The sequence below is a fragment of the Paenibacillus baimaensis genome (assembly GCF_025567575.1).
Window position 1 is genome coordinate 102276 of the sequence record NZ_JAOQIO010000016.1, and the last position, 24578, is coordinate 126853.

The 24578-nt window shown below is 45.6% G+C and carries 16 protein-coding genes; 11 read left to right on the forward strand and 5 right to left on the reverse strand.

Features of this window, described 5'->3' with window-relative positions:
* Positions 1 to 46 precede the first annotated feature (46 nt).
* The 6 genes from OB236_RS07440 to OB236_RS07465 all read left to right on the forward strand — a co-directional run bounded on the left by OB236_RS07440 (position 47) and on the right by OB236_RS07465 (position 7329).
* A complete protein-coding gene (locus tag OB236_RS07440) occupies positions 47 to 835 on the forward strand; it encodes a carbohydrate ABC transporter permease (RefSeq protein ID WP_179097576.1) in 789 nt (262 codons plus the stop codon).
* A 142-nt stretch (positions 836 to 977) separates the two neighbouring features.
* Entirely contained in the window at positions 978 to 2360 is a 1383-nt protein-coding gene (locus tag OB236_RS07445) for an ABC transporter substrate-binding protein (protein WP_408638421.1), read from the forward strand.
* 72 nt (positions 2361 to 2432) lie between these two features.
* Positions 2433 to 4256 carry a cache domain-containing sensor histidine kinase gene (locus tag OB236_RS07450; RefSeq protein WP_262683374.1) on the forward strand — a complete coding sequence of 608 codons (1824 nt, stop codon included), beginning with the start codon at positions 2433 to 2435 and terminating at the stop codon, positions 4254 to 4256.
* Entirely contained in the window at positions 4249 to 5877 is a 1629-nt protein-coding gene (locus tag OB236_RS07455; RefSeq protein WP_262683375.1) for a response regulator transcription factor, read from the forward strand. Before OB236_RS07450 ends, OB236_RS07455 begins: the two co-directional genes overlap by 8 nt.
* Before the next feature lie 57 nt (positions 5878 to 5934).
* Positions 5935 to 6660 (forward strand): SDR family oxidoreductase, encoded by a 726-nt coding sequence (locus tag OB236_RS07460; RefSeq protein ID WP_262683376.1) that lies wholly within the window; start codon positions 5935 to 5937, stop codon positions 6658 to 6660.
* A gap of 27 nt (positions 6661 to 6687) precedes the next feature.
* Positions 6688 to 7329 carry a ThuA domain-containing protein gene (locus OB236_RS07465; RefSeq protein WP_262683377.1) on the forward strand — a complete coding sequence of 214 codons (642 nt, stop codon included), beginning with the start codon at positions 6688 to 6690 and terminating at the stop codon, positions 7327 to 7329.
* A gap of 80 nt (positions 7330 to 7409) precedes the next feature.
* Here the strand turns inward: OB236_RS07465 and OB236_RS07470 are convergent, their stop codons facing one another.
* Positions 7410 to 8192 (reverse strand): SDR family NAD(P)-dependent oxidoreductase, encoded by a 783-nt coding sequence (locus OB236_RS07470; protein ID WP_262683378.1) that lies wholly within the window; start codon positions 8190 to 8192, stop codon positions 7410 to 7412.
* 357 nt (positions 8193 to 8549) lie between these two features.
* Here OB236_RS07470 and OB236_RS07475 point away from each other — a divergent pair, with 357 nt between their 5' ends.
* From OB236_RS07475 to OB236_RS07490, 4 genes are all read left to right on the forward strand, one after another.
* Positions 8550 to 12788: a X2-like carbohydrate binding domain-containing protein gene (locus OB236_RS07475; RefSeq protein ID WP_262683379.1), complete on the forward strand. Its 4239-nt coding sequence runs from the start codon at positions 8550 to 8552 to the stop codon at positions 12786 to 12788.
* 317 nt (positions 12789 to 13105) lie between these two features.
* Complete coding sequence (locus tag OB236_RS07480; RefSeq protein ID WP_262683380.1) at positions 13106 to 14836, forward strand: sensor histidine kinase; 1731 nt, start codon at positions 13106 to 13108, stop codon at positions 14834 to 14836.
* Positions 14836 to 15954 carry a response regulator gene (locus tag OB236_RS07485; RefSeq protein WP_262683381.1) on the forward strand — a complete coding sequence of 373 codons (1119 nt, stop codon included), beginning with the start codon at positions 14836 to 14838 and terminating at the stop codon, positions 15952 to 15954. Before OB236_RS07480 ends, OB236_RS07485 begins: the two co-directional genes overlap by 1 nt.
* A gap of 87 nt (positions 15955 to 16041) precedes the next feature.
* Positions 16042 to 16890 carry a CPBP family intramembrane glutamic endopeptidase gene (locus OB236_RS07490; protein WP_262683382.1) on the forward strand — a complete coding sequence of 283 codons (849 nt, stop codon included), beginning with the start codon at positions 16042 to 16044 and terminating at the stop codon, positions 16888 to 16890.
* Positions 16891 to 16944: 54 nt separating this feature from the next.
* Here OB236_RS07490 and OB236_RS07495 read toward each other — a convergent pair whose 3' ends face one another.
* The 3 genes from OB236_RS07495 to OB236_RS07505 all read right to left on the reverse strand — a co-directional run bounded on the left by OB236_RS07495 (position 16945) and on the right by OB236_RS07505 (position 19095).
* Positions 16945 to 17511 carry an NADPH-dependent FMN reductase gene (locus OB236_RS07495; RefSeq protein WP_262683383.1) on the reverse strand — a complete coding sequence of 189 codons (567 nt, stop codon included), beginning with the start codon at positions 17509 to 17511 and terminating at the stop codon, positions 16945 to 16947.
* Complete coding sequence (locus OB236_RS07500; RefSeq protein ID WP_262683384.1) at positions 17508 to 18581, reverse strand: LLM class flavin-dependent oxidoreductase; 1074 nt, start codon at positions 18579 to 18581, stop codon at positions 17508 to 17510. Before OB236_RS07500 ends, OB236_RS07495 begins: the two co-directional genes overlap by 4 nt.
* A gap of 70 nt (positions 18582 to 18651) precedes the next feature.
* Entirely contained in the window at positions 18652 to 19095 is a 444-nt protein-coding gene (locus tag OB236_RS07505) for a MarR family winged helix-turn-helix transcriptional regulator (RefSeq protein ID WP_262683499.1), read from the reverse strand.
* A gap of 243 nt (positions 19096 to 19338) precedes the next feature.
* Here OB236_RS07505 and OB236_RS07510 point away from each other — a divergent pair, with 243 nt between their 5' ends.
* Entirely contained in the window at positions 19339 to 21348 is a 2010-nt protein-coding gene (locus OB236_RS07510) for a leucine-rich repeat domain-containing protein (RefSeq protein WP_262683385.1), read from the forward strand.
* Here OB236_RS07510 and OB236_RS07515 read toward each other — a convergent pair.
* The gene (locus tag OB236_RS07515) at positions 21345 to 24482 is read right to left on the reverse strand and encodes a hybrid sensor histidine kinase/response regulator (protein ID WP_408638426.1); all 3138 of its coding nucleotides are present in this window, start codon (positions 24480 to 24482) and stop codon (positions 21345 to 21347) included. The genes OB236_RS07510 and OB236_RS07515 overlap by 4 nt on opposite strands.
* Between the last annotated feature and the right edge of the window lie 96 nt (positions 24483 to 24578).

Genomic DNA, 24578 nt, shown 5'->3' on the forward strand with positions numbered 1-24578 from the left:
CGTGCAGCTATCACTCAATATACGTAAATTATCGCTTACAATCATCATGTTTGTGTTCAGCCTACTTTTTCTAATGCCCTTTTTCTGGATGATTTCGGCATCCTTCAAGATTGAAGCCGATGTATTTAATTTCCCGATTCAATGGATTCCTGTCCACTGGAATGCTTGGCAAAATTACACGGAGGTATGGTTTGGCAAATATCCCTTCTATACGTACTATTGGAATTCCATTAAAATTAGTGTACTTACAACGCTGATCTCCTGCACGGTTTCAAGCTTGGCAGCCTATGGCTTCTCCAAAGTTCAATTTCCTGCAGGCAAGTGGCTGTTCCTGATCGTATTGGCTACCTATATGGTTCCTGGACAGGCGATTCTCATTCCGCAGTTTATTTTATATCGCTCCGTCGGTTTTTTTGATACCCATATGGGATTGATTGTTCTTAATAGCTTTAGTGTACTGGGCACGTTTATGCTGAGACAGTTTTTCATGGGTATCCACAATGAATACATTGAATCGGCTAAAATGGAAGGTGCGGGGCATTTCAGAATTTATTATAGCATTGCGCTTCCTCTGGTGCGTCCGGCTATAGCCACATATGCCATCCTGCGATTCATTTGGACATGGAACGATTATCAGAATCCGCTAATTTTCTTAAGAACAGATAAGTTGTATACGATCCAATTGGCTATGCAAAAATTTTCGAGCATTAATGGCGAATTTTATTCACTCATCATGGCAGCCGCTGTTTCAGCTATTTTCCCACTGCTGATCGTTTTCCTGATTGGACAAAAAAGTGTAATTGAAGGCATCTCGATGGGAGGCGTTAAAGGATAATCAGGTTAACAATAGAGCGGGTTGGCGTTATAAAGTCAAAATATTAGATAAAAAAGTCAATTCTCTTTTAGAGAAGGAGCCCAAGATATTGTTACAATGAGCGAGAAGTGGAAGCGTTATCACAAATGATGGAGGGGTTCATTTGAAAAACAATAAGTTCAAGGTTGTGCTTGCAGGAACTATGGTACTTAGTCTGTTGGCCGGTTGTTCAACCGAAAGTAAAACGCAATCCAATGAGGGGAGCAGCACACCGTCTGGCGGGAAAGCGAAGGAACCGGTTACGATTCGATTTTTGACGCACGGTATGGACTCGAACTACAACTGGAAGGACACCATTCCCGCTTTTGAGAAAAAATTTCCCGATATTAAGATTGATTTGGTGCAGCTTAGCGATAAGGGAGATACGGCTGAGGCTAACAAAAAGCTCGATTTGGCCGCTTCATCCGGGGAAACGATGGATGTCTTGATGCTGACGGACCCGGCCAGCTTTGCTAAGCGGGTTGCACTGGGGATTGCCGCACCAATGGATGATTTTATTGCCAAAGAAGGCTTTAAGGTCAGCGAAGAATATAAGGTAGATACGCTGCTTAACGGCAAATATTACGCGCTGCCGACGAAGCTGACTCCTTGGTATGTGGTCCTCAATAAAGACCATTTGGATCAGGCTGGACTGAAGGTACCTACGGATTGGACCTGGGATGAGTTTAGGGACTACGCCAAGAAATTGACGAAGGGCGAGGGCCCAACCAAGCGTTACGGCGCATTTTTTCACGGACCGACCGACGGCGGATTCATGGAGTTTATGAAGCTTGAGCTGGGCAATCAGTCAGATAATATGGAGTTCCTCAGAGCGGACGGCACATCAAATCTCGATAGCCCGTTATTTAAAAAGACGCTTGAGCTGTACCTCAAAATGGAGAAGGAGGACAAATCCTTAACTCCGTACGACGAAAGAATTTCACAAAAGCTGCACTATCGTCCTGCATTCTTTAACCAAACGACAAGTATGGTTCTGATGGGCAGCTGGTTTACAAGTGAGCTTGGTGGCACTGACCAATTCCCGCTGAATTTTAACGTTGCAGTAGCGCCATATCCCAAAAATGCGCCTGGCGATCCAAGCGGATACGCACCCTATATAACCGATTACATGGCTATTGCTGCCAGCTCCAAGCATAAGGAAGAAGCTTATAAGTTCATTCGTTGGTACACGACAGAAGGTCAAATCGTACAAGGCAAGCAAATTCCATCATGGAGCAAAGTAAAGCCGGAGGAAATGGGTAAAATTGTCGAGGTCATTCTGAGCAAAACGAAAAATCCGGAAAAGGTGGATAAAGCCTCGATCACGAACGTTATGACCGGTTACAAGTCAGGCAAGTCGATTCCTCCTGTTACGTATCAAGCTGAAATTAATAAAGCGATCAATGAGGAATTTGAGCTGTTAATTTTCGGCAAGCAGGATATAGACACCATGATCAAAAAATCCAAGGACCGTGTTCAAAAATTGATTGATACGAATAAAAAATAAGAAGTTATAATAGAAGCAAGTAGGAGGGGGCCTGTTCTATACCCTTTCTAGGTCGATAAGGGAGGATAGCAGATGTGGAAAATGCTAGCTAGAATGGTGCCACCCCGAACGCTTCGATTTAAACTGATGATTGCATCCGTTGTCTGCATTTTGATTCCGGCTTGTATAACCATCTCGGTCTACAATTATTTAACGCGAGACGCGGTTAAGGAGCAGGCGGTCTCCAATGCTGCGGAATCACTAAAGCTGGTAGACGGCTACGTCACGAATCTGCTGAAATACATGCTTAATATTGCAAATTATATTCAAATTGATTCCGAAATTAACACGATTTTGAATGAGGTTTCAAAATCCGGGTACCAGGGTGCCGATATTGAATATCGGAGATTTGCGGACCGATACAAGATCACTAGTAAAATCACGAATATTACTTTCACCGGCGAGAAGAGCTATGTGACGATTTTATTGAAAAACGGAACGTATTATACGAACTACCCACTGTATGAGTATGATCCGGCACAAATCTTTCAAGAGCCTTGGTTCGGTAAGCTCAAAGAATTGAACGGGCTTCAATCCTACTGGGTAGGCACGGCGCCAACGGTGTTTACGACCGAAAGATCATTAAAAAACACGCATCAACTCTCTGTAGCCCGCACGCTGCGTGGTGATGGACTCGATATTTACGGCTATGTCATTGTAACGGTCATGGAAAATCAAGTGAACCAAATATTCAACCGAATAGCATCGGGTCAGGAAACCTTGCTGCTGGATGAGTCCGATACGATCCTTTCACAAAGGAACAGCGAACATGTCGGCACCCAATTCCCCTATGTGAAGCAAGCGGCAGAGCGTGCCTCGGATATCATCCGTATTGAGAATGAAGATTATTTGCTGACTACGCTCCCGCTAAGCGTTACCGATTGGAAGCTGGTGTCTTTAATTCCTTATAAAAAAGCGATTTTCAAAATCGATTCGATCTTTAAGCGGGTACTTATTTATCAGGTCATCTCATTCCTTGTATTTTTATTGCTGCTGCTCTATCTCCTGCAAGCTTTTACAAAGCCACTCGTGCATCTGGGAAGGGTGGCGGCAACGGTACGGCGAGGCAATTTGGAGGTGCGTTCCTACATCCGGGGCCAGGATGAAATTGGAAATCTCGGCATGTCCATAGATCAAATGCTGGACCACATCAAATATATGATTGCTGAAATTACAGAAACCCAGACGCGCAAGCGCAAGGCAGAACTGGCTATGCTGCAGGTGCAGATCAATCCGCATTTCTTGTTTAATGTACTGAATTCGATTCGAATGAAGGTACTGAGGAAAGGTGATGTGGAAAGCGCGCAAATGATGAGCTCACTCTCCAAGCTTCTCAGAATGACGATCTCTCAGGATCAAGATTTGATCTACCTTCACGAAGAGGTGGGGACCGTCAAGGAGTATGTTCAATTAATGGATATGAGGCAAAAGGAAAAGGTGAACCTTGAAATTGATGTGTCACCGGATGTGCTTTATGAGAAGGTACCGAGATTCTTTTTACAGCCGATTATTGAAAATGCGCTTATTCACGGATTAAATCAATGCGCTGGAACCATTACGCTGAGGGCAACAGTAAATGAACGGCAATTCGTAGTGGTAGTCGAGGATAATGGGCAAGGAATGGAACCCCATGTATTAGCTTCACTTCGTCAAAATGTACTGACCGGCAAAGGCTTGGACACATCAGAGGGAGAGGATGAATACCGCTTTTCCAGTGTGGGTTTGCCTAACGTTTGGGAACGGATGAAGCTAACCTTCGGGGATGCCTTTGAAATGAAGATCGACAGTGAACGCGGAAAAGGGAGCTGGGTAACGATGCTGTTTCCAAGGGAATTGGAGGGTCGCCGCGATGTATAAAGTGATGCTGGTAGATGATGACTATCCCGTTCTTGAGTTATTATCGGAAGCCATAGACTGGGTACGCCTCGACTTGCAGCTGACCAGCGTTCATGAGAATGGGATAAGCGCTCTGGAAGCGTGCGCTGAAGATATGCCGGATATTGTCATTACGGATATTGGCATGCCCAAGATGAATGGTTTGGAGCTCATTCGTGAGCTGCAGCAGCGCAAACCGGATATTCGGGTCGCTATTCTGTCCTGCCATAATGAATTTCGTTTGGCACAGCAGGCGATGAAGCTGAATGTTCAGGATTACCTGCTGAAGGATACTCTGGATCCTGCAGATCTGGAGAAGCTGCTGCTGCAGTTTAAGGACAAACTGGACCAGGAACAGCAGCAGGATCAACTCCATACCCATCTGCTGGACCTGGTTGATCGCAGCAAAGAGCTGATGAGGGAAAAGTTTATTCGCAGTACCATCCAGGAACCAATTTTGGATGCAGCCAAATGGCAAATGGAGGCGAACGCCTTCGGCTTAAGCTTTCAAGGGCAAATATGCCTCCCGGTCATGGGCTTTATCAGCAACTACAGAAGCGTCACCCAGCGATTCGGCTCCAACGATATTTTGCGTTTTGCTGTCAATAATGTGATTCAGGAGGTATTGGACAAGGAGAGTTCCCGGACGATTCATGTCAGCTACGATGCCAAAGAATCGTTTATGCTGTATTTGTACCCGCCAGGCCTTAAGGTAAATCCTTATGAGCAAACGAAACGAACGATTGAGTTGATACAAGGAGCACTACGCCGTTCCTTGAAAATAACCATGAACTATTTGATCGGATCGATAAGCACCAACCATGATGAGCTGAAGCTGGGTCTAAAAGGGCTGCTGGGCAGCTCAGCACAACGCTTTTATTTAGGTGAGGGAGAGATCGCCAGACAACAGGATCGGGGGCTTGTCAAAGCACACGTATTCTCGTTTTACGATAAGGCTAATGAAGAGTTCCGAGACATTCTGATCGATAAACGGGAAGCGGCCTTGCTCCCAACGATCCAACGTTGGATGAACGTATTTAAGGAGCAGTCTTGCCCGCCGGAGATGGTTAAGGATTGGGTATTGAAGCTGCTGCTCGATTTGAAGCTAAAGCTGCAATCCTTACAGCATTTCCGGTCCACGTATTCCGTCGATGTGATGCACAAGGATATCTTAGAGATCGATACCTTGACGGAGCTGGAAAGCTGGCTTATCGATTACTTCCATTCCGCCATATCGGTGACGGGAGAAATTATGGACCATAGCAAACGTCTGTCTGTACTGAATGCCTTGCAATATGTGTCCATGAATTTGGATAAACGCATCTCTCTGGAGGAAGTGGCCGAACATCTCTTTTTGAATTCCAGTTACTTCAGCCGGTTGTTTAAGAAGGAAACGGGAGAGACGTTTATTGAGTATGTGACCCGAATGAAGATGGAAAGAGCGAAAGAACTGCTGGATATGACCAATGAGCCGATGTGTAAAATTTGCGAGCTGCTTGGTTATGACAGCCAGAGCTATTTTATCAAAATATTCAAATCCTATAACGGGCTGACGCCAGTTGAATACAGAAAGCAAAAATCGTTTACTAGTGTCAAAGTATGATTGGCGGTTAACGAATTTGAATAAGTGTGTAGAGAATGATTGCGGGGTGGGTTATCCATGACAAAGTTTGCATTTGTAACGGGAGCGGACCGGGGGTTGGGGTACGAGTTGGTTCTGCAGCTGCTGAACAGGCAATATACCGTATTTGCTGGCAGATATTTGCGTGATTGGGATCAGCTGGACAAGGCAGTACCTGAGTATGACGGTAGGTTAATCGTGATGGATTTGGACGTATCTGACGAAGTAAGTGTTCAGCAAGCTGCAAGTGTGATCGGCGGCCATACGAGTAAGCTGGATGTCGTTATTAATAATGCGGGCATCGGCGGTCGCAAGGACGATGAGATTTTTGGAGAGATCGATTTTAACAACATCATACAGCTATTCAATGTCAATGCATTGGGTCCGCTTCGGGTGACGCAGGCTGTCCTACCACTTCTTATGAACGGTGAAGACAAACTGCTTGTCAATATTTCTTCGGAAGCCGGACAAATTAATCAAACATGGCGGGAGGGCTGGTATGGCTACTGCATGTCGAAGGCGGCATTAAACATTCAGTCTAACCTTGTCCATAATCAATTGAAAAACAAGGGCGGACGAGTTCTTGTCATCCACCCAGGCTGGATGAAGACGTATATGAGTGGGAAATTAAACGAATCCGCAGATGTCGCAGCAGAGGAAGCGGCTTCACAGATCGTAGAAACGCTGCTGCAGTATCAAGAAAACAAAGAGGTATTAACTCACCCGGCTTTCCTTAATTACAAGGCTGAGGAAATGAGCTGGTAAACAGATCGAAAGGGGCTTATAAGCCATATGGAAACTAATAAAAAAGCTTTATTGCTGGGCGACATTATAAACGCCAAATATCATCCGCTTCAAGCGGTTGCAGATGACATCATCGGCGTGTTCGTGGATCATATTCGTGTGGAGGTTTCGGAAGACCGGGAGAAGTTGACGGTTGAACAGCTCAAGGAATTCGATTTATTCATTTCCTATACCGATAGCTGGCGCGTTCAGGTAACGCCAGAGCAAGTAGCGGGACTATTAACTTATGTAAGCAGCGGCGGAGGGCTGCTAGTTATTCATAATGGAGTGTCGCTGCAAGCCAGATATGAGCTGAGCCAATTGATAGGAGCCAAATTTACCGGACATCCTCCTTATACAACGTTGGATTTCCATCTTACTTCCGCAGAACACGAGATTACAGAAGGAATTGAGCCCTTTACGATGGATGAGGAGCCTTACCGTTATGACATGGATCCGTTGTCAGAGAAGACGGTACTGCTCGAATATACCCATGAAGGCGAGAAGTGGCCTGCTGCCTGGGCGCATGAGTACGGTCTGGGCAGAGTTGTCTATCTTATGCCGGGGCATCACGTTGAATCATTCAAGCACCCGACGTACCGGAAGCTGATCCTTCAGGCGGGGCAATGGGCCTTGAGAAAGCAGCTTTAAGCGTAAGGGAAGGCCAATGCTATGAGAAGAAGACCCTCCAGCCTGTTGTATCAGGCTGGAGGGTCTTCTTCTTCAACGATTTATAGTGTGGCTCCTTTTCCACCGTCGACATTCACCGCCGTGCCAGTAACATAAGAGGCCGCATCGGATACGAGAAACGTAATGACATTTGCCGCCTCCTGTGTATAGCCTATGCGTCCCAACGGAATTTGATGGTCGGGAAGCTGCGAGAATTGCTCCCAGGTAAGCTCAGGATGCTGGTTTTTCCAGCCCTTTTCGATTTGATCGCTTTGAATTAATCCCACACACACGGCATTCACGCGAATATGGCTGGAGGCCAAATCTTTACTCATGGCCTTGGTTAACGCCAAGCCTGCTGCACGGCTGACCGAAGTGGGCAGCGTAGACGCGCCAGGGGTTTTGGCGGAGGAGGTAGACATGTTCACAATCGCGCCTTTACCTGATTCTTTTAAGTAAGGCAGCGCTGCTTTGGAACAATGAATAGCACCAAATAATTTCAAGTCGAGATCCTGCGTCCAAACCTCGTGCGTAGCTTGCTCGAAAGGGCTGGCGGCGAAGGTGCCGGCATTATTGATCAATATATCCAATCGCCCAAAGTGCCCTACGGTTTCCGCAACAGCTCTCTGACAATCTTCCTGGGATGAAACGTTCGCTTGAATATAGTGAACGTTTGCGCCTGTTTTCTCAACAATCTTCGCTGCTGCGCTGCGAAGGTCATCCTCATTGCGAGCACAAATGGCGATATGGGCGCCCTCAGAGGCCAGCGTTATCGCTGTTACTAATCCGATCCCCTTGCTTCCACCGGTAATCAGAGCTACTTTTCCTGCTAATCCCAATTCCATTTCGTATCCCCCTATCGTTCATAGGCATTATGAACCTTCCTGTAAAAGAACAATATACCTATTATCTATTTCATTATAGTTGTAATGAATTTCTTTCCTTATCTTTATTTTGATTTTTCGTAGTAATATTTTTACTTTATCAGCAACGAAACCAGGCTTTGAATAGATCTATGCTGATCTATGCAGTAATGGCTAGTTTCTTTCAGAATCCTTTCAGAGGGTTCTGTTACACTTATCCTACAAATTATAAGAATTATAGTATGGAAGTGTCGTATTCCCGCGAACTGTTGGAACTATCGTTAACGCTATTTTTTATTTTAACTGGGAATTTACCCGATATTTGAGAGGGGATTTATTGTGAGAAAACTGATATCTGCTATTCTATTTATGATTCTGATCGTATGTCCTTTATTAAAGCCGGCACAGGTTGATGCTGCGGGTATGATGTTCACATCCGTTTCATCGCAATTCGACACAACATTGGCACTAGACGACAAAGGTCGTATATGGGGTTGGGGTAGGAACGACTTTGGTGAATTGGGTGACGGGACATTGAATAATGAATACCGAACGCCCACGCTGATTACGATCATGGATAATGGATTGCCAGTGTTGTTCAAGGAAGTAAAAGTGGGCTTCAATTCCGCTCTTGCGCTGGATAGGGGCGGACATCTGTGGGCTACAGGTGATAATAGTTTAGGTCAATTGGGACTCGGGGCAGGAACCTCCAGCACGCGTGTCTGGACGAAAGTCGATGTGATGGATGACGGAGGAGTAGCCGTTGTTTTTAAGAAGATCGCCGCCTTACGTGTGAGTTCACTTGCTCTGGATAGCAACGGGAAGCTGTGGATTTGGGGGTTCAGAACATTTACAGCTGATGAGTATGTACCTACCAAAATGTCTTTGGCTGGAGATCCGATCTTCAAAACGATAGAGGGGAACAATGAGGCGGGGCTTGCAATCGATTCCTCGCAGCATATTTGGGAGATTTACATGAGCACATATAACCCCCAAAAATTAACTTTAATGGATGATCATGTGGAGACCGAGTTCCAAAGCATTGCGGTTGGCTCAGGTTATGGAACGGGCACGCACTTAAGTTTAGCAATCGACCTTAGCGGTAATGTATGGACTTGGGGAGGAAACGATCAAGGGCAACTTGGAAACGGGCAAACCTCGGAAACGCCAACATGGTCCCCAGGCAAAATATCGGTTACGGACAACGGAGATCCGGTGAAATTCACACAGATAACCGGAGGAAAGAAGCAGGTGTTGGCGTTGGATGATAAGGGCGATATGTGGACATGGGGGCTAAATGCTTTGGGTCAATTAGGAGATGGCACAACCGCCAATTCTGACGTCCCCCATAGGGTTCTGGTATCGGATAACGGGACTCCTTTCCAATTCTCATCCCTATCGGCTGGTTATGATGTATCGTATGGACTTGATGTCAACGGCCGATTATGGTCGTGGGGAGCACAACAATTACTCGGCGACAACACAACGGGGAACGGTTCGCAAAAGGTACCGAAAAATATATATATTAAACCTCAAGCGTCGTTAACCGCATCGGTGACATCCTCTACTTATCTCCAGCCGATTACCCTGACAGCTTCGATTGTCGGTGCCTTCGACACGCCGTCGGGTGTAGTTGATTTCAAGGATGGGGGAACTGTGTTAGGCAGCGTGCCGCTTGCGGTGAATGGAACAGCCCAATTAAACATTGCGACTCTGCAAGCCAGCTCCCACACCCTCACTGCAAATTATAAGGGTGATGATATCTACTTGGCTCAGACTTCAGGAAATCTCGCCTTCACAGTGAATATGCCGGCTGCACCGTCAATAGCTGTTGTTCCATCGACAACGGCCAATACGAATAACCCTGTGACGCTGACCGTGACAGCGCAAACGTATGGTACCGCCAACTCGCTTGCCGACCTGAAGTGGCTGCCGGGGGATAGGAATGCCGCTGCATTTGCGAGCGCAGGGACCGATATACTGGCTGCTCGAAGCTTTGAGGTTACCAGTAATGGCATCTATACGACATATGCTAAAGATCTGGCAGGCAATGAGAAGGTCACAAAGATACAGATTGCAAATATTAATAGCGCGATCAGCCCAACGGTTGCAAGCTTCGACAAGTATGCTGGAGCCGCGGCGAATGTAGATGTGACGACAACGCTGACGCTAAACGGCAACACGCTAACCAGCGTAGCGAATGGAGCTACGGTCCTGAATCCAGTAACGGACTATACTGTTACGGGTAATACGGTAACGATCTTGAAGGCATACTTGCAGGCACAACCGACAGGGACGGCCAGTCTGACGTTCACGTTCAGCGGCGGAGCAGCCCGGACGCTTACGATATCGGTAAACGATACGACACCGAACAATAGCGCGATCAGTCCGGCAGCAGCAAGCTTCGACAAGTATGCTGGAGCCGCAGAGAATGTGAATGTGACGACAACGCTGACGCTGAGCGGTAATACGCTAAGCGGTATTGCGAACGGCGTAACGACCCTCACTTTGGGAACGGACTATACCGTAACGGGCAGCACAATAACAATCTTGAAGACGTACTTGCAGGCGCAACCGACAGGTACGGCCAGCCTGACGTTCACGTTCAGCGGAGGGGCGGCACAGACGCTTGTGATTGTGGTAAGCGATTCGACACCGAGCAATAGCGCGATCAGCCCGACAGCAGCAAGCTTTGATAAATATGCGGGAGCGGCTGCGAATGTGAATGTGACGACAACGTTGACGCTGAGCGGTAATACGCTAAGCGGTATTGTGGGTGGCGTAACGCCTCTCACATTGGGAACGGACTATACCGTAATGGGCAGCACGGTAACGATCTTGAAGGGGTACTTGCAGGCACAGCCAACAGGTACGGCCAGCCTGACGTTCACGTTCAGCGGAGGGGCGGCACAGACGCTTGTGATTGTGGTAAGCGATTCGACACCGAGCAATAGCGCGATCAGCCCGACAGCAGCAAGCTTTGATAAATATGCGGGAGCGGCGGCGAATGTGGATGTGACGACGGCGCTGACGCTGAACGGCAATACGCTAACAAGTATAGCCGATGGAACAACGGTCCTGACTTTGGGAACAGACTACACCTTAACGGGCAGTACGATAACAATCTTGAAGGCGTATTTGCAGGCACAGCCAACAGGTACAGCCAGCCTGACGTTCACGTTCAGCGGAGGGGCGGCACAGATGTTAACGATAACGGTAAGCGATTCGACGCCGATTCCGTCACGAAATAGTTCAAAGTCAAATTCGCCTCCGACATCTACTGCAGAACCATCTAAGTACCAAATCATTACAGATCCGTCAGGCCGGATTGTCATCATCGTCGATCCCTCAGTCCTGGTAACAGAAACAACTTGGGACGGAACGAGCGTTCAGAAGCTAACCCTACCGGACGACATTCTAAATCAAGCTGCGGAACTGTTGAAGGATACTTTAAATTCAGTGATTACCATTAGGGTTACGGACACAGACCCAGCTGTACATGTACAGCTTTCCGGTGGATCCATCGCGGCTTTAGCCAAGTCTTTCCCGAATGCTGTCATCCAAATCGAACTGATCGGTTCCAGCTTGGAGCTTAAGGCAAGTGTGCTTGACCTGGAGGGCTTGGCCAAACGCCTTGGTGTTGCCGTATCGGATTTGAAAATCGTGACTTCGATGGAACGAGTCAGTGGCTCGGTACGGACTGATCTCGAACGAATGGGTACCTACATAGGCTTCCGAGTACTGGGCAGCGCGGTGGACTTTAAGGTGATGGTCGAAGCAAACGGTCAAGTAGTGGATATACGGGATTTTGGCGGTACGTATATGGTCCGAGGCATTGTATATGAAGCAGGATCTGCAAAGGGCAATGTCATAGCGGTTCATTACGACCCGATCTCTAGCACAGTTTCGTATATCCCTACTCATTTGAGCATGAGGGAAAATGGTAAAAAAGAAGCTGTTATGAAGGTACCTCATTATAGTATCTATGCTGTCGTCGAGACGAACGATCGATCGTTTATTGATTTGAACGGTCATTGGGCAAAAACAGATGTGGAACTGCTTGCATCGAAGCTGATCGTGAACGGCGTTTCGGCCGATCGTTTTGCGGCCGATGCCAGCATCACGCGGGCGGAATTCGCTTCATTGCTCGTGCGTTCAATGGGCATATCGACGGAGCATGACACAGCGTATAAGGGCTATACCGATGTTGCGTCAACTACCTGGTACGCTCCTGCCGTAGAAGCGGCAGTGAAAGCAGGGTTGGTTAATGGGATAACTGCGGATCGCTTTGGACCGGATGAACGGATTAGCCGCGAGCAGATGGCGGTCATGATCGCTAGAGCATTAGCCATTACGTCCGTTGGAGAAAATCGGCAAGGGGATAGCCAAGCACTTGCTGCGTTCACGGATCATGGCTCGATCTCTTCATGGGCAGAGACTGCAGTTGCCCGGTCGGTTACTGCGGGTATCATAACAGGGTTGGATGGTAACCGATTCGCGCCAATGGATTTCGCAACTCGAGCCCAAGCGGCAACCATGTTGAAACGATTTTTGCATACTGTAGGTTTTATCGAGTAATACAAATTAGTTACGCGGGGCATCGGTGTCCCATGAACGTGCAGGTTCAGGCCCTGCCAACCGCATATAGACGTAGTCTTCGAAAACCCTTGATAATCAAGGGTTTTTCTTGTATGTTCAGCATTAGAAAAGAAGCTTTTGACCCCGCTGAAGCAGCGGTACGGGCTATACGATTTTTCAGATTGGTTGTCGATGGTCTGAAATGTCATTCACTCTATGTTCAAGCCTTGCGCTCTATGTTTTCGTATACTACTATATTAAAAGAAAGGAAAATATAGCAAAATTCTTTTTACGTCATACCTAAAAGGGCCTACCTCATGAATTCCACAGTAGAGCTTGTCTTTATGATTGCCTCAGTGATCATGACGGGCATCATTTTGTCTTTTGCATACAGGTTTAGAAAAGCACGCGGAGTCAGTTATTTTATCGGTGTGATTGTCTGCAGGTTTATTTACTCAAGTGGCGTCATTATGGAGAAAAGCAGCTATTTATTAATGGAGAAGCTAATTTTTCGCAACGTTCAGTATACGGCGCTTAATTTTATAATACCTTTTATGATTTTGTTCGTACATGAATTGACTGGTCATGAAAAGATACTAAGGATACGATGGAAGATCATGTTGTTCGTAGGGTTCGCGCTCTGGTCGCTCCTTATGTGGTTCGACCCTGAACTTCATTTGACATATCGCACCATCCAGCTCTATGACGGTCATTTAGTCACGACAAGAACCGCCTATTCAATCGCGTTCATTATTATTTGTTATAGTACTCTGGCTGTATGTATTTATTTTATATTTCAGTATATTCGGAATATCCGTAACGATTTTCGTAAGCCGGGAATGTGGGTGCTGTTTCTGTCCTCATTTCCGCTTGTTCTTGAGGTTGTGAAATCGGTGAAGCCTGCATGGTCATCCTGGCTGCTTCCGTTGTCGGTTTACTGTGGATTTACAGGCATGTTAATGCTAGTCATTACACTGCGACTTAAATTTTTCTCTACCGTTCCCATTGCCAGGAATATTGTGCTCGATACACTTCAAGAAAGTATTGTGATCGCGAATGCTTCAGGAAAGATTATCGACAGCAATAAACAGGCCTCCGAATGGTTTTCAGAGATGGGATATGCCTCTATTTATGGTCGGAATATGACGGAATTATTGGCGTCTTGGCCGGAATGGCATCAGCTGTGCATGTCAATGGAACAGGGCCGTGTCGAGATTGACGCTTGGCTGGATGGAGAAAGAAAAATCTACAATGTGAACATATATCCGTTACATATACTGGGCAAGCAGGGACAGGGCAGCATTTCTCTCATCTTTGATATTACGGAGAAGCAAAGGCATCTGGAGCAGATTGCACAGCTCAACCAGTTGAAGGATCAACTGTTTACGATCGTATCACACGATATTCGCAGTCCACTGGCGCTGCAGTTTCAACTAGTGGAATTGCTAGAAGAAGATAGATACCGTTTCGATACGGAACATCGGGAAATCATCGAGATGCTAGGTGACCAGATTCGTAATACACTCGGAATGGCTAACAATTTGTTAGAGTGGTTTCGCAGCCAGAGGGAAGATTTATCTCTTCGTCCACAGTCATTGGATTTGTCTGAGGTTGTGGAGGAATGCTGCCATATGCTGCATATTAAAAGTGAGGCCAAACATATCAGTGTGAATCATACGATTGATTCAGGCACTCGTGTGTACGCTGACCGGGAAGCACTTGGATTAATTATTCGTAATTTGTTATCGAACGCCATTAAATTTACCGGACTGGGGGGTTCAGTCCATGTGTATGCCCAGTTATCGGGGGAAATGGTGACCATTTCCGTCCGCGATAACGGGGTAGGTATGGAAGAGGAACAGGTTCATCAGTTATTTGGCGAAAAGCAGCTTAACTCAGTGGCAGGCACCTTGGGCGAGAAGGGGGCGGGACTTGGACTGCTCGTAAGCCGACAGTTCGTACAACTAAGCGGAGGAAATCTATGGGTGGAAAGCCAAGTAGGGCAAGGAAGCGTATTTCACTTCACTATGAGAGGCGGAACAGATTGATGAAAGTTCTCATTGTTGACGATGAGCCTGCGATGCTGTTGGCTATGAAGCGACTGCTGTCGAATATGGAAGGCGTGGAGCTGGTTGGAAGCTTCCAGAATGCGGAAGATGCGCTAGACTTCATTCGGGACAGCGAGGTGGATCTCGCATTTCTGGACATCCAGATCGCTGCGGACAACGGATTAGAGCTGGCCCGCAGCTTGCGTTCGGTTCGTGCTGAACTTGAGATCGTGTTTACAACCTCCCATGCGGAATTTGCGATTCAGGCTTACGACGTTTATCCACTCGACTATATGGTTAAGCCTATTTCCAGAATGCGACTAGCCCAGACTATTAATAGAGCGTCTAGCAGACGCAATGCTTCTTCTTCTTCTGATGGTGGCGACCTCTTGCTTAATCGACTGACGGTTCGGGGACTGGGTTGCTTCGAGGCCAGTAGCAAGCAATTGGGTGCAGTGAAATGGATTTCCAAGAAAAGCATGGAATTATTCGCATATTTGCTCGTTAATCGAGGCCGAAGTGTAGCCAAAATCAGAGTTTTGGAGGATATTTTCCCTGAGATGCCTCTTAAAAATGCGGAAGTGTACCTCCATACGGCGGTTTATCAGCTTCGGAAAGCGTTGTCGCTGCATGGGTTCAAGGAGATGGTCACGTCAGCGCAAGAACAGTATCGTGTAGATTTGGATCAGGCAGATGTTGATTTCATTCGATTTGAGCAGGCCGTGGGGGCATTATCGGAAATTCATGCAGCAAATGAAGCAGAGGCAATCACTTTGGAGAAACAGTTTGCAGGCGAGTTGTTCGAGGATAAATCGTTTGTGTGGGCTGCTGTGGAGCGAGAACGATTGATGATATTGTACGATGCCTTTGCCAAGCGTCTCGCAAGCTGGCTGCTAGATCAGCGGCGATATCGAGAAGCAGCGCACATTGCGAGAAAAATGGTATCTCACAATGAATTTGAAGAAGAGTCCAATCTCCTTCTGCTGAATATCGTAGGGGCTATGGGGGATCGTCAATCCCTTCAACACTATTATGAGCGCTATACACAATTGCTGCTTCAAGAACTCGGCCTACAGCCTTCGGAGAAATTTCGCGAGCTTTATAAACAACATGTGTAATCGCCCCTCGTAAACCGATGGGTATTTTTAATGCTATTGGAGGCTATCAAACCAACTTCTAGATCGAAACAACTCATGAGGTGTAAAATGAAATTATTCAAAAATATATTAGCGATTATTGGAAAGATATTGTTAGCTATAGTTATTAGTTTTCTTTTAATAGGAATGTCTTCGATAGCGTTTAATTGGTTGTTTCACGATAAGATATGGGTAACTAAGTCGCTTCTCTTTATACAAAGTATCTGCTTTATCTTGTCTGTGGTGCTTATGTATGTCTGGTTTGAACGAAAACGTGGGTGGGATCTGGGTTGGACTCAAAATCATAAATGTAAATCATGGTTTGCAGGTGCCTTATGGGGAATTATTATGATGACCAGCACTTTTATGGCCATCTGGTTGTTTGGTGGATTAAAAATAATTGGTGTCAGCTTTGATCTAAAAATTATGCAAAGCTTGGTGTATTGGATATTCTTTTTCCTATTGGTCGCAATAAGTGAGGAGCTACTATCCAGAGGATATTTGCAAGGTCTCATTCGACATTACTTTGGAGTAGCCGCTGGTATTGTAGTAACTTCTCTTTTGTTTGCCGCTATGCACTTGATGAATGCGAATGTGTTAGAAGGCTTTGTTCCACTGATTAACTTATTTTTGGCGGGTGTGATGTTTGGGGTTGCCAGGGAAGTAACGGGTGGATTGTGGTTGCCGATCGGCATTCATTTCACCTGGAATCTACTTCAAGGAAACTTATTTGGTTTTTTCGTCTCTGGAATCAATACTAAGGAATCCATAATTCACATTGAGATTTCAGGTAATAGTTTGATTTCAGGAGGTCAATTTGGTGCAGAAGGCAGCTTGATAACCAGTGCGTTATTGATATTGTATACCATAATAATTTGGCTTTGGTATCGGAAGCAACAACGTTTCTCTCACTATTGAATTGCAAGAAACCCTTCTTACCTAAGAGGCAGAAGGGTTAAGTGCCAAAACCTTTTAGAAATCATATTCCGCTTCTTTCAATTGCCTTACGTTGGCGAAAGCATCGACCAGCATAACGGTATCCTCAACCAATCGCCCAATGCGGAACAGAACATCGTCATTGACGATTTCTTTTCTATTGAAATCCTTTTCCTCGATGAACACATAGGCAGGTACAATATGCGCCTTCATATAAGCTAAAATCGGCTTCAACTGCAGCTCTGCCATTAAATAATGCTTCGCTGTCCCGGCCGTAACCAGAATACTCACGACTTTATCTCGCAAAGCGTTAACCGGCAGCAAATCGAAAATATTTTTGAGTGTTGCTGGAATCGATGCTTGAAATGTTGGCGTTCCGATAATAATGGCGTCAGCGTTCATAATTGTTTCTGTTACAAACTTGGTGTCACCCACATACTCCCGATAATTGCGTCCATCACTGAAGACCAAATTGTATTCCGCAAGATCAAGCAAGACAATGTCTGCATCTGCATATTTCTCACGTGCAGCGCTCAGTGTATAATCCATGGCTGTTCTTGTTTTAGAGCCGACGATAGAACCGGAAATTGCTACAATTTTCATAGTAACACGCCTCCCTTTTGAGCTGTGTGTTTCTTTATTGCCGGCATAATTTCTGTCGCGATCAGCTCGATATTTTTCATGATTTTATCGAAGGGCACACCACTGAAATCAATTTGCGCCATAATACGTTGATGTCCGAATAATTCATATTGGTACAGCAGCTTCTCGATAATTTGCTGCGGGCTGCCCAGTAATAGAACATCCCTGTGATCCGTTGACCGCGCGAATTGCTGCTTGGGATAGCCGACACCTTGCAAAGCCTGCATACCGGCATTCATATGCGGGTAAAATTCGCGAACTGCATCCTGTGAATTTTCCGCCGCGTAGAATAACGTCGTGACCGCAATGGGTAAAGCAGCTGGATCATAACCGCTTTGTGAAGCTGTCTCGCGATAAGCGTCAATGGTGGCTTTAGAGTGGGTTGCCGAGCCGCCAAGCTGTGCCAGCATGATCGGTACACCCGCATATCCCGCTTTGATTGCACTGGCAGGCGTACCGCCCACTGCACGCCAAATCGGTAGTTGGCCATTTAGAGGCTGAGGCAAAATGGATGCGTTATTCAACGGCGCCCGGAATTGACCTTCCCAAGTTACGATGGTTTCTTTATTTAACTTCATAAGAAGTTCCATTTTTTCTTCAAATAATTCTTCATAATCGCGCACATCATAACCAAGTAAGTGATATACCCCTACGCGTGAACCGCGCCCGGCGACAATTTCGGCACGGCCTGTGGAGATCAGATCCAGCGTAGCAAAATCTTCATACACGCGAACAGGATCGGATGTGCTTAACACGGTTACCGAGCTCGAAATTTTTATATTCCTGGTTGCTTGCGCAATGGCTCCCAGAATAACCGAATGCGCTTGAGTTGTAAAATGCGTTTGATGACTTTCGCCTAAGGCAAATACGTCAATTCCGGCCTCTTCGGCCAGCTTGCTTGCTTCGATTAATTCTCGAATACGCTGTTCAGCACTAATGATTGAGCCTGTATGTGGGTTCGGCAAATGATCTCCGATCGAATATAATCCAAATTCAATTCCCTTCGTTGGATCGATGAGATATTGTTCCATCAGAATCTCTCCTTATTTGTAAGTTGTATTTTTAAATATAACTTGACTAGTCAATTGATAATCAAAAAAATTATTCGGGTGGAACTTCTTTTTTTAAGCTGTGCTTATGGACACGCGCCATCAGATTGTGCAGCAACGCCTGTTCGTCTTCAGTTAAAACTTCGTCAAAAAATGACGATTGAAAAGCGGCCTGTTCAGGGAAGGCTATTTCTAGAATAGATTCAGCGTTTGCTGTGAGGCTAATCGTTTTCGTTTTCCAATCCTGCCTTCGTGTAATAAAGCCTTCCTTTTCCAGACGTGCAAGCATACGCGAAATACCGCCCTGCGTTACTGTCACTTTATCTGCTAACTCCATTTGGCTAATCGGTTGATATATTCGGATCTGCATGAGCACATCAAATTGGGCAATCGTTAAACCAAACCGTTTGAGAAATTCGTTCGACATTTGGTTGCTTTGATTCACAAAACGCGATAATCGCAGCCAGATTAAAGAACCGATGGTATTGTTGCGTATTTTGATTACCCCCTCATTGTTGGCTTGGTTATCACTTTACTACTCAATTGATAAAATAGCAAGCGGATATTTATGGTGTAGTACCGGTGCGTTTAATCAGGCTTTGAAAGCACCTGTTCCACGGGGAACAGCAGATTACTAATAGATTAGTTCAGGTTGCACTATACTTAATGGAAAAGGTATACATTTCCGATATAAACTGTAACACGAAGTGAAGTCTATATAACAATACAGGGGGAATGTATGATGCTCTTAAATTCTTTTAGAAAGAGGACCCTCATCCTGATAATTTTGCTTGTCATGCAAATAGGTTCTCTGAACATCGCAAAGGCGGATGGGGTGGCAGGAGATCGAATTATCAAAGATCCCCAACTTGAACAAATCATTAGAGATACAATAAATAAACCTCAAGGGGATCTTACGCCTTTAGACCTTAAACAAATCAAGCAGTTAAAAGGCGACCACCAAAAAATAGAAAGTCTCGAGGGACTTCAATTCGCGACTCAACTTACGGAGATTTGGTTGTCTTATAATCAAATCACCGATATAAGTCCAATAAAAAACTTGATAAATTTACAAGAGATTTATTGCGAGTCAAACGGGATCGCAGATCTTACACCAATTTCAGAATTAATCAATTTATCGAGAGTTTCTTTTACAGCTAATAGGAAGATCTCCGACCTGACCCCTATAAAAAACTTGCAGCATCTGGAATATGCGGATTTTAGTATTACAAATGTAATAGACTTGAGTGCTCTCTCCAATCTGCCCAACCTTAAAACATTGGAACTGATGAGTAATAAATTCTCAGATCTTAGTCCATTAGCCAATCTTCAATCATTGGAGCGTCTCGCCATCGGTAGCAATAAAAACATATCCGATCTATCCCCTTTAAACGGGCTCATTCATCTTAAAGTATTATGGATCACGGAAGATGGGCTTACAGACATCTCTAGCTTAGCAGGCTTAGAAAGCCTTAAAGAATTACATGCTTACAAGAATAACATCCAAGATATCTCCGCGCTTCAAAATTTAAAAAACCTGGAGTTCGTTACCCTATCTAATAACAAAATTCAAGATATATCTCCATTGTTGAAATTGAAAAGTTTAAAGAATGCCGACCTTTATGGTAATTTTGTTCCGGATGAAGCGTTGAAAGAACTAACCAAACACACTAACCCTAATCCGATAAATCTCAATACCAATCAGCCCAAATTGGATAAACCGAATCCTCCTCAACTCTCAGCCAAACCCATACGGTTTAGAGATGTCAATCCAAGTGATTGGTTTTACGAAGACATTCAATGGGCTGCAGGGAAAGGGATGATCGCCGGATATGATGACGGAACTTTTGTCCCAGATGCGAAGATTACTGAAGCCGAATTTTTAAAAATGCTAATATCGTTATATCTCGGGGATTTGTCGAAAAAAAATGATTTGCATTGGTATGATGGGTACTACAGATTTGCGAAGGAACATAAATGGGATGTATCGGGGTTACCCTATTTAAAGGCCAATTCGGTTGATTATACGGGTCCTCTTCCATCCGAAAAGCCGCTTATTCGTTTGGAAGCCGCAATGCTTTTATTGAACGCAGTCGGTAAAGAAGCAGACGCTCCAGATGAACTGATTTGGGAAATGTACAACTGGCATTTTTCCGAGGGAAAAACGGACAAAAGCGTCTATGGATATCAAATAAACGATTTGTTAACCCGCGCGGAAGCAGTATCCCTGCTTTGGAAATTTAAAGAAAACAACCCCAATAATGAGCTGCTACCCGTCACTCAAACAGTTGAAGCTAATCGGGTTTTGTCGATATCGAGAATCTCTTCCGCAATCCAGCAGCTGGCTTATGCCAAAGGGTACCAAGTAAAGCAACCAGCGGCTTTAAACAGGTGGGTGAGAGAAGAGGGGAACATCAGCCAAATGATTAGAGTAAATTCAGAAAACAACCCCAAATTTTCCTTCAGAATTACAGTTAACGCGGAGCAAAATCAGTTTTCGCATATCAACATGACCATTTCGGATGATGCGCGGTCGTTCACAAGGGAACTGCTGGACACGCTCCTCGAAAATCAATCCTACAAAAGCACGATTATGAATGCATTTGATTTGATGCCACAGGCAACACTACGATCAATGGATGTGGACCTTCCATATAATCATTCAGTTGTTTATTTTGACACAAATAGTTTTAATATCCGGTTATATGAGCACGACAAAAAGCCTTTTGGATATTCTGAGCGGTTTTAATTTCTCGTCTTACTATGGTTATTCGGAATGGCAAAGGAAACGGTAGTTCCTTCATAGGGCTTACTGCTAATAGACAAGCCCTTACCGTATAATTGTGTCAATCGTCGATTCGTATTGGAAAGTCCAATTCCGCTTTTTCCCTTCATTGTTGGACTCAACAGTTGATTAGCCAGTTCTTGTTCCATACCCTTGCCATCATCTTGTACTTCAATCAGCGTGAAGCTGTCTTGGCGGGTAATCCGAATATGAACTGTACCGCCTTTGTTTTGACTCAGGAGGCCGTGCTTGACCGCATTTTCAATCAGCGGCTGTATGGAAAGCGGGGGAAGAAGCAAGTTGATGAAGGGCTCCACCTCCCATACGACAGACAGCCTGTCCTCAAATCGTACTTTTTCAATATACAGATAGGCTTCGGCAAGCTCCAGCTCACGGGAAAGCTCGACCTGTTCCCCCGTACTTAGAAAATCAAAGCTGATCCGTAAAAAGGAGGCAAAAGCATCACTTAGATCTCGCATCTTTTCCGTGTCTATCTCACTAAGCGCCATAATGGAATTCAGTGTATTGAATAAAAAATGAGGATGAATTTGTGCCTGTAGGTAGGCGGCTTCCATGCGTGAACGTTCATGGATGGATTGCTTCAGCGTGATCAATGCCCGGATTCGGTATTGGAGTTCCAGCGCATCCACAGGCTTGGTCACATAATCGTTGGCTCCCGACAAAAATCCGGTATAGATGTCAGCAGGCTGACTGCGTGCGGTCAACAGCAATACAGGAAGCTCCGATACGGAGTAATGCTCCCGGACTCTCTGCGTCAACTCGTAGCCGGACATATGGGGCATCATGACATCGGCAATCAGAAGATCCCATTGTGCAGTACCGAGTAATTCCAACACCTCGCGAGCTGATGTTGCTGTCGTAATGGTATAGGGCTCTGCGGAAAGAATACCTGCAAGCACACTCAGGTTAACGGGGTCATCATCAACAGCAAGTATATTCATCTTTCCGTCATTCAATAGCGGAGGGATAAGCACGGAAGCTGCCAATTCACTGATTGCGGTGTCTGGAAAAACAAATCCTGCGGGCCCGGCTTCAATTCGATCTGCTGTTTGGCGGAGAGGTGGAGGTTGCTGCGATAAATGGAGATTCGATATGTTCACTAACGGCAGATCAAAGCTGAATACGGAGCCCTTTCCCAGCTTCGAGCGAACAGTCAAGGCACCGCCGTGCAATTCCACCAGCTGCTTGCATATGCTTAAACCGAGTCCGATACCCCTCCCATCGCTTATTCCATAGGAACCTTGTTCATAAGGAAGAAACGCTCGCACCTGTGTTTCCTCATCCATGCCAACGCCGGTGTCGGAGATATGGATGAAGGCATGTTCATCCCGCATCTCGGCATATACGGAGACTTGTCCTTCCTCCGTATATTTGAGGGCGTTGTGCAATAAATTATACAAAATTTGCACGAGTCTTTTCTCATCGGCCATAACCGGAGGCATCGTTTCTGCAATACCTATATGCAGTTGGATAGGCTTCCCCTCTATCATAAATCTGAGCATACCGACAATACCGGGAACGATCGCTTGAATCTGCAGAGGCTCCTGCTGCAGGACGATGCGGTGTTCCTGGAGCCGAGCGACATCAAGAAGATCACCGAGCATATGCGACATGCGGCGGCTTATGGTGATGAGCAGTTCCATGTCTTTAAGGCTGCGTTCATTCATGGTAGCTTTCTCTTTAGTTACAACGGTTTGAGCGATATTCATAATGCCGTGCAGCGGTGTTCTTAGCTCATGCGATGTATTGGCGAGGAACTGATCCTTCAGCTTATCCGCCTTTTGCAACTGCTCGTTAAGCTTGGTATTTTCCTTGGATTGACGGAAGTATTTTTTAAACCAATAAGTAGAAAAACCAATAATGGCTGCTATGATATCAATCGGATAGTAGACGATCGTAAACTCTCGGATAGAATCCCATAAGCTCCACAGAAAATTAGACACAATGCCAGATGCGGATAACAGCAGGTAGACGGTGTCGTTGTCGGATTGCTTCCTGAAGATCATGGTTCCTGTTATATAGACAAACCAGACAAAGGGCAATAGATAGAAAAAAGCAAATATCTTGAGCTCAACCATTGCATTCACCAGCGGAGCCGATGCGGCCAGTAAGAATCCTGTATAAGAAATGAGCACTACCGTGTATACTCGCAACCATCTGTTGTGTGGAGGTACCGAAGAGAATCTTCTGAACACAAGAAGAATAAAATAGGTTTGCCACATGAGGGAGAGCAGCTTGATTTTCAGTGCCCACGTATAATTAATCGGCAGCCATAATAAGAGCAGGTTATCATGCCCGACCACAACCGAAACACTGACCGCCAGCGTTAACAGACCAACAAACAACAAAGCCCGCTCTTGAGGATTAAATACATAGAGAAGACTCGCATACAAACCGTGAAGCAGCAAAACAATAAACGCAACCAGCTGAAATCCGATGGAATACCAACGTACGTAGTCAATCGCTGCCTGAGAGCCAAAGCGAATGGTCCGCAGGATACCGCCGTTGTAAGGATCGTCGAAGTTAGCTACTCGAATGAGCAGTTCAATCTCTTGAGTGTCTTCCACAAAGTAGGAGGCTGTGTAAGAGACTTTTCTCGGTTTGTAGTCCCGAGCGTTGTCCGCAGGCTTTCCAAAATTGGCCGCAACCAGCCCGTTGATCTCAACGGCTGATGCGGCTTGGATTCCTTGAAGCCAAAAAGCGACAGGCTGGTCCAGTGGATTGATTAAAATACGCAGCCGATACGTTCCGTACCCATACGATGAACCGGAGCCATTCGTCAGCGCGCTGCTCCAATCTCCCGGAACCTGAATATAACGCGATTCGTTCTCGGCCAACCGCACATCCTGATGAGAAACCAGTTTAGCAGGGTAAAACGCCCATTCACCATTTAATGGGATTGTAGTGGAATTCGTTAAGTCCATGCCGCGCATGTCGAGTACACCTTGGACAATAGGAGGGGGCTCCGATGTAGAGAAGGTTTCGGACCAAGTCCATCGCAAGGCAAAGAGTACACTAAGAAATATGACAATCGCGGCTATATATTTTAGGGTGGATTTATTTTGTATTTGCATCATCATACAAAGAAATTCGACATAATTAGTGTGCGTTCCTCTATTTCCATTATTAAGATACACGGATTGAACGACACAAAACCCCAGAGCCTTAGGGTC

Excerpts from the sequence above, each read along its gene's own strand:
- OB236_RS07440 (WP_179097576.1), top strand. The coding sequence starts at position 47 with ATGTTTGTGTTCAGCCTACTTTTTCTAATGCCCTTTTTCTGGATGATT.
- OB236_RS07450 (WP_262683374.1), top strand. The coding sequence starts at position 2,433 with ATGTGGAAAATGCTAGCTAGAATGGTGCCACCCCGAACGCTTCGATTT.
- OB236_RS07455 (WP_262683375.1), top strand. The coding sequence starts at position 4,249 with ATGTATAAAGTGATGCTGGTAGATGATGACTATCCCGTTCTTGAGTTA.
- OB236_RS07460 (WP_262683376.1), top strand. The coding sequence starts at position 5,935 with ATGACAAAGTTTGCATTTGTAACGGGAGCGGACCGGGGGTTGGGGTAC.
- OB236_RS07465 (WP_262683377.1), top strand. The coding sequence starts at position 6,688 with ATGGAAACTAATAAAAAAGCTTTATTGCTGGGCGACATTATAAACGCC.
- OB236_RS07470 (WP_262683378.1), bottom strand. The coding sequence starts at position 8,192 with ATGGAATTGGGATTAGCAGGAAAAGTAGCTCTGATTACCGGTGGAAGC.
- OB236_RS07480 (WP_262683380.1), top strand. The coding sequence starts at position 13,106 with ATGAATTCCACAGTAGAGCTTGTCTTTATGATTGCCTCAGTGATCATG.
- OB236_RS07485 (WP_262683381.1), top strand. The coding sequence starts at position 14,836 with ATGAAAGTTCTCATTGTTGACGATGAGCCTGCGATGCTGTTGGCTATG.
- OB236_RS07490 (WP_262683382.1), top strand. The coding sequence starts at position 16,042 with ATGAAATTATTCAAAAATATATTAGCGATTATTGGAAAGATATTGTTA.
- OB236_RS07495 (WP_262683383.1), bottom strand. The coding sequence starts at position 17,511 with ATGAAAATTGTAGCAATTTCCGGTTCTATCGTCGGCTCTAAAACAAGA.
- OB236_RS07500 (WP_262683384.1), bottom strand. The coding sequence starts at position 18,581 with ATGGAACAATATCTCATCGATCCAACGAAGGGAATTGAATTTGGATTA.
- OB236_RS07510 (WP_262683385.1), top strand. The coding sequence starts at position 19,339 with ATGATGCTCTTAAATTCTTTTAGAAAGAGGACCCTCATCCTGATAATT.
- OB236_RS07515 (WP_408638426.1), bottom strand. The coding sequence starts at position 24,482 with ATGATGCAAATACAAAATAAATCCACCCTAAAATATATAGCCGCGATT.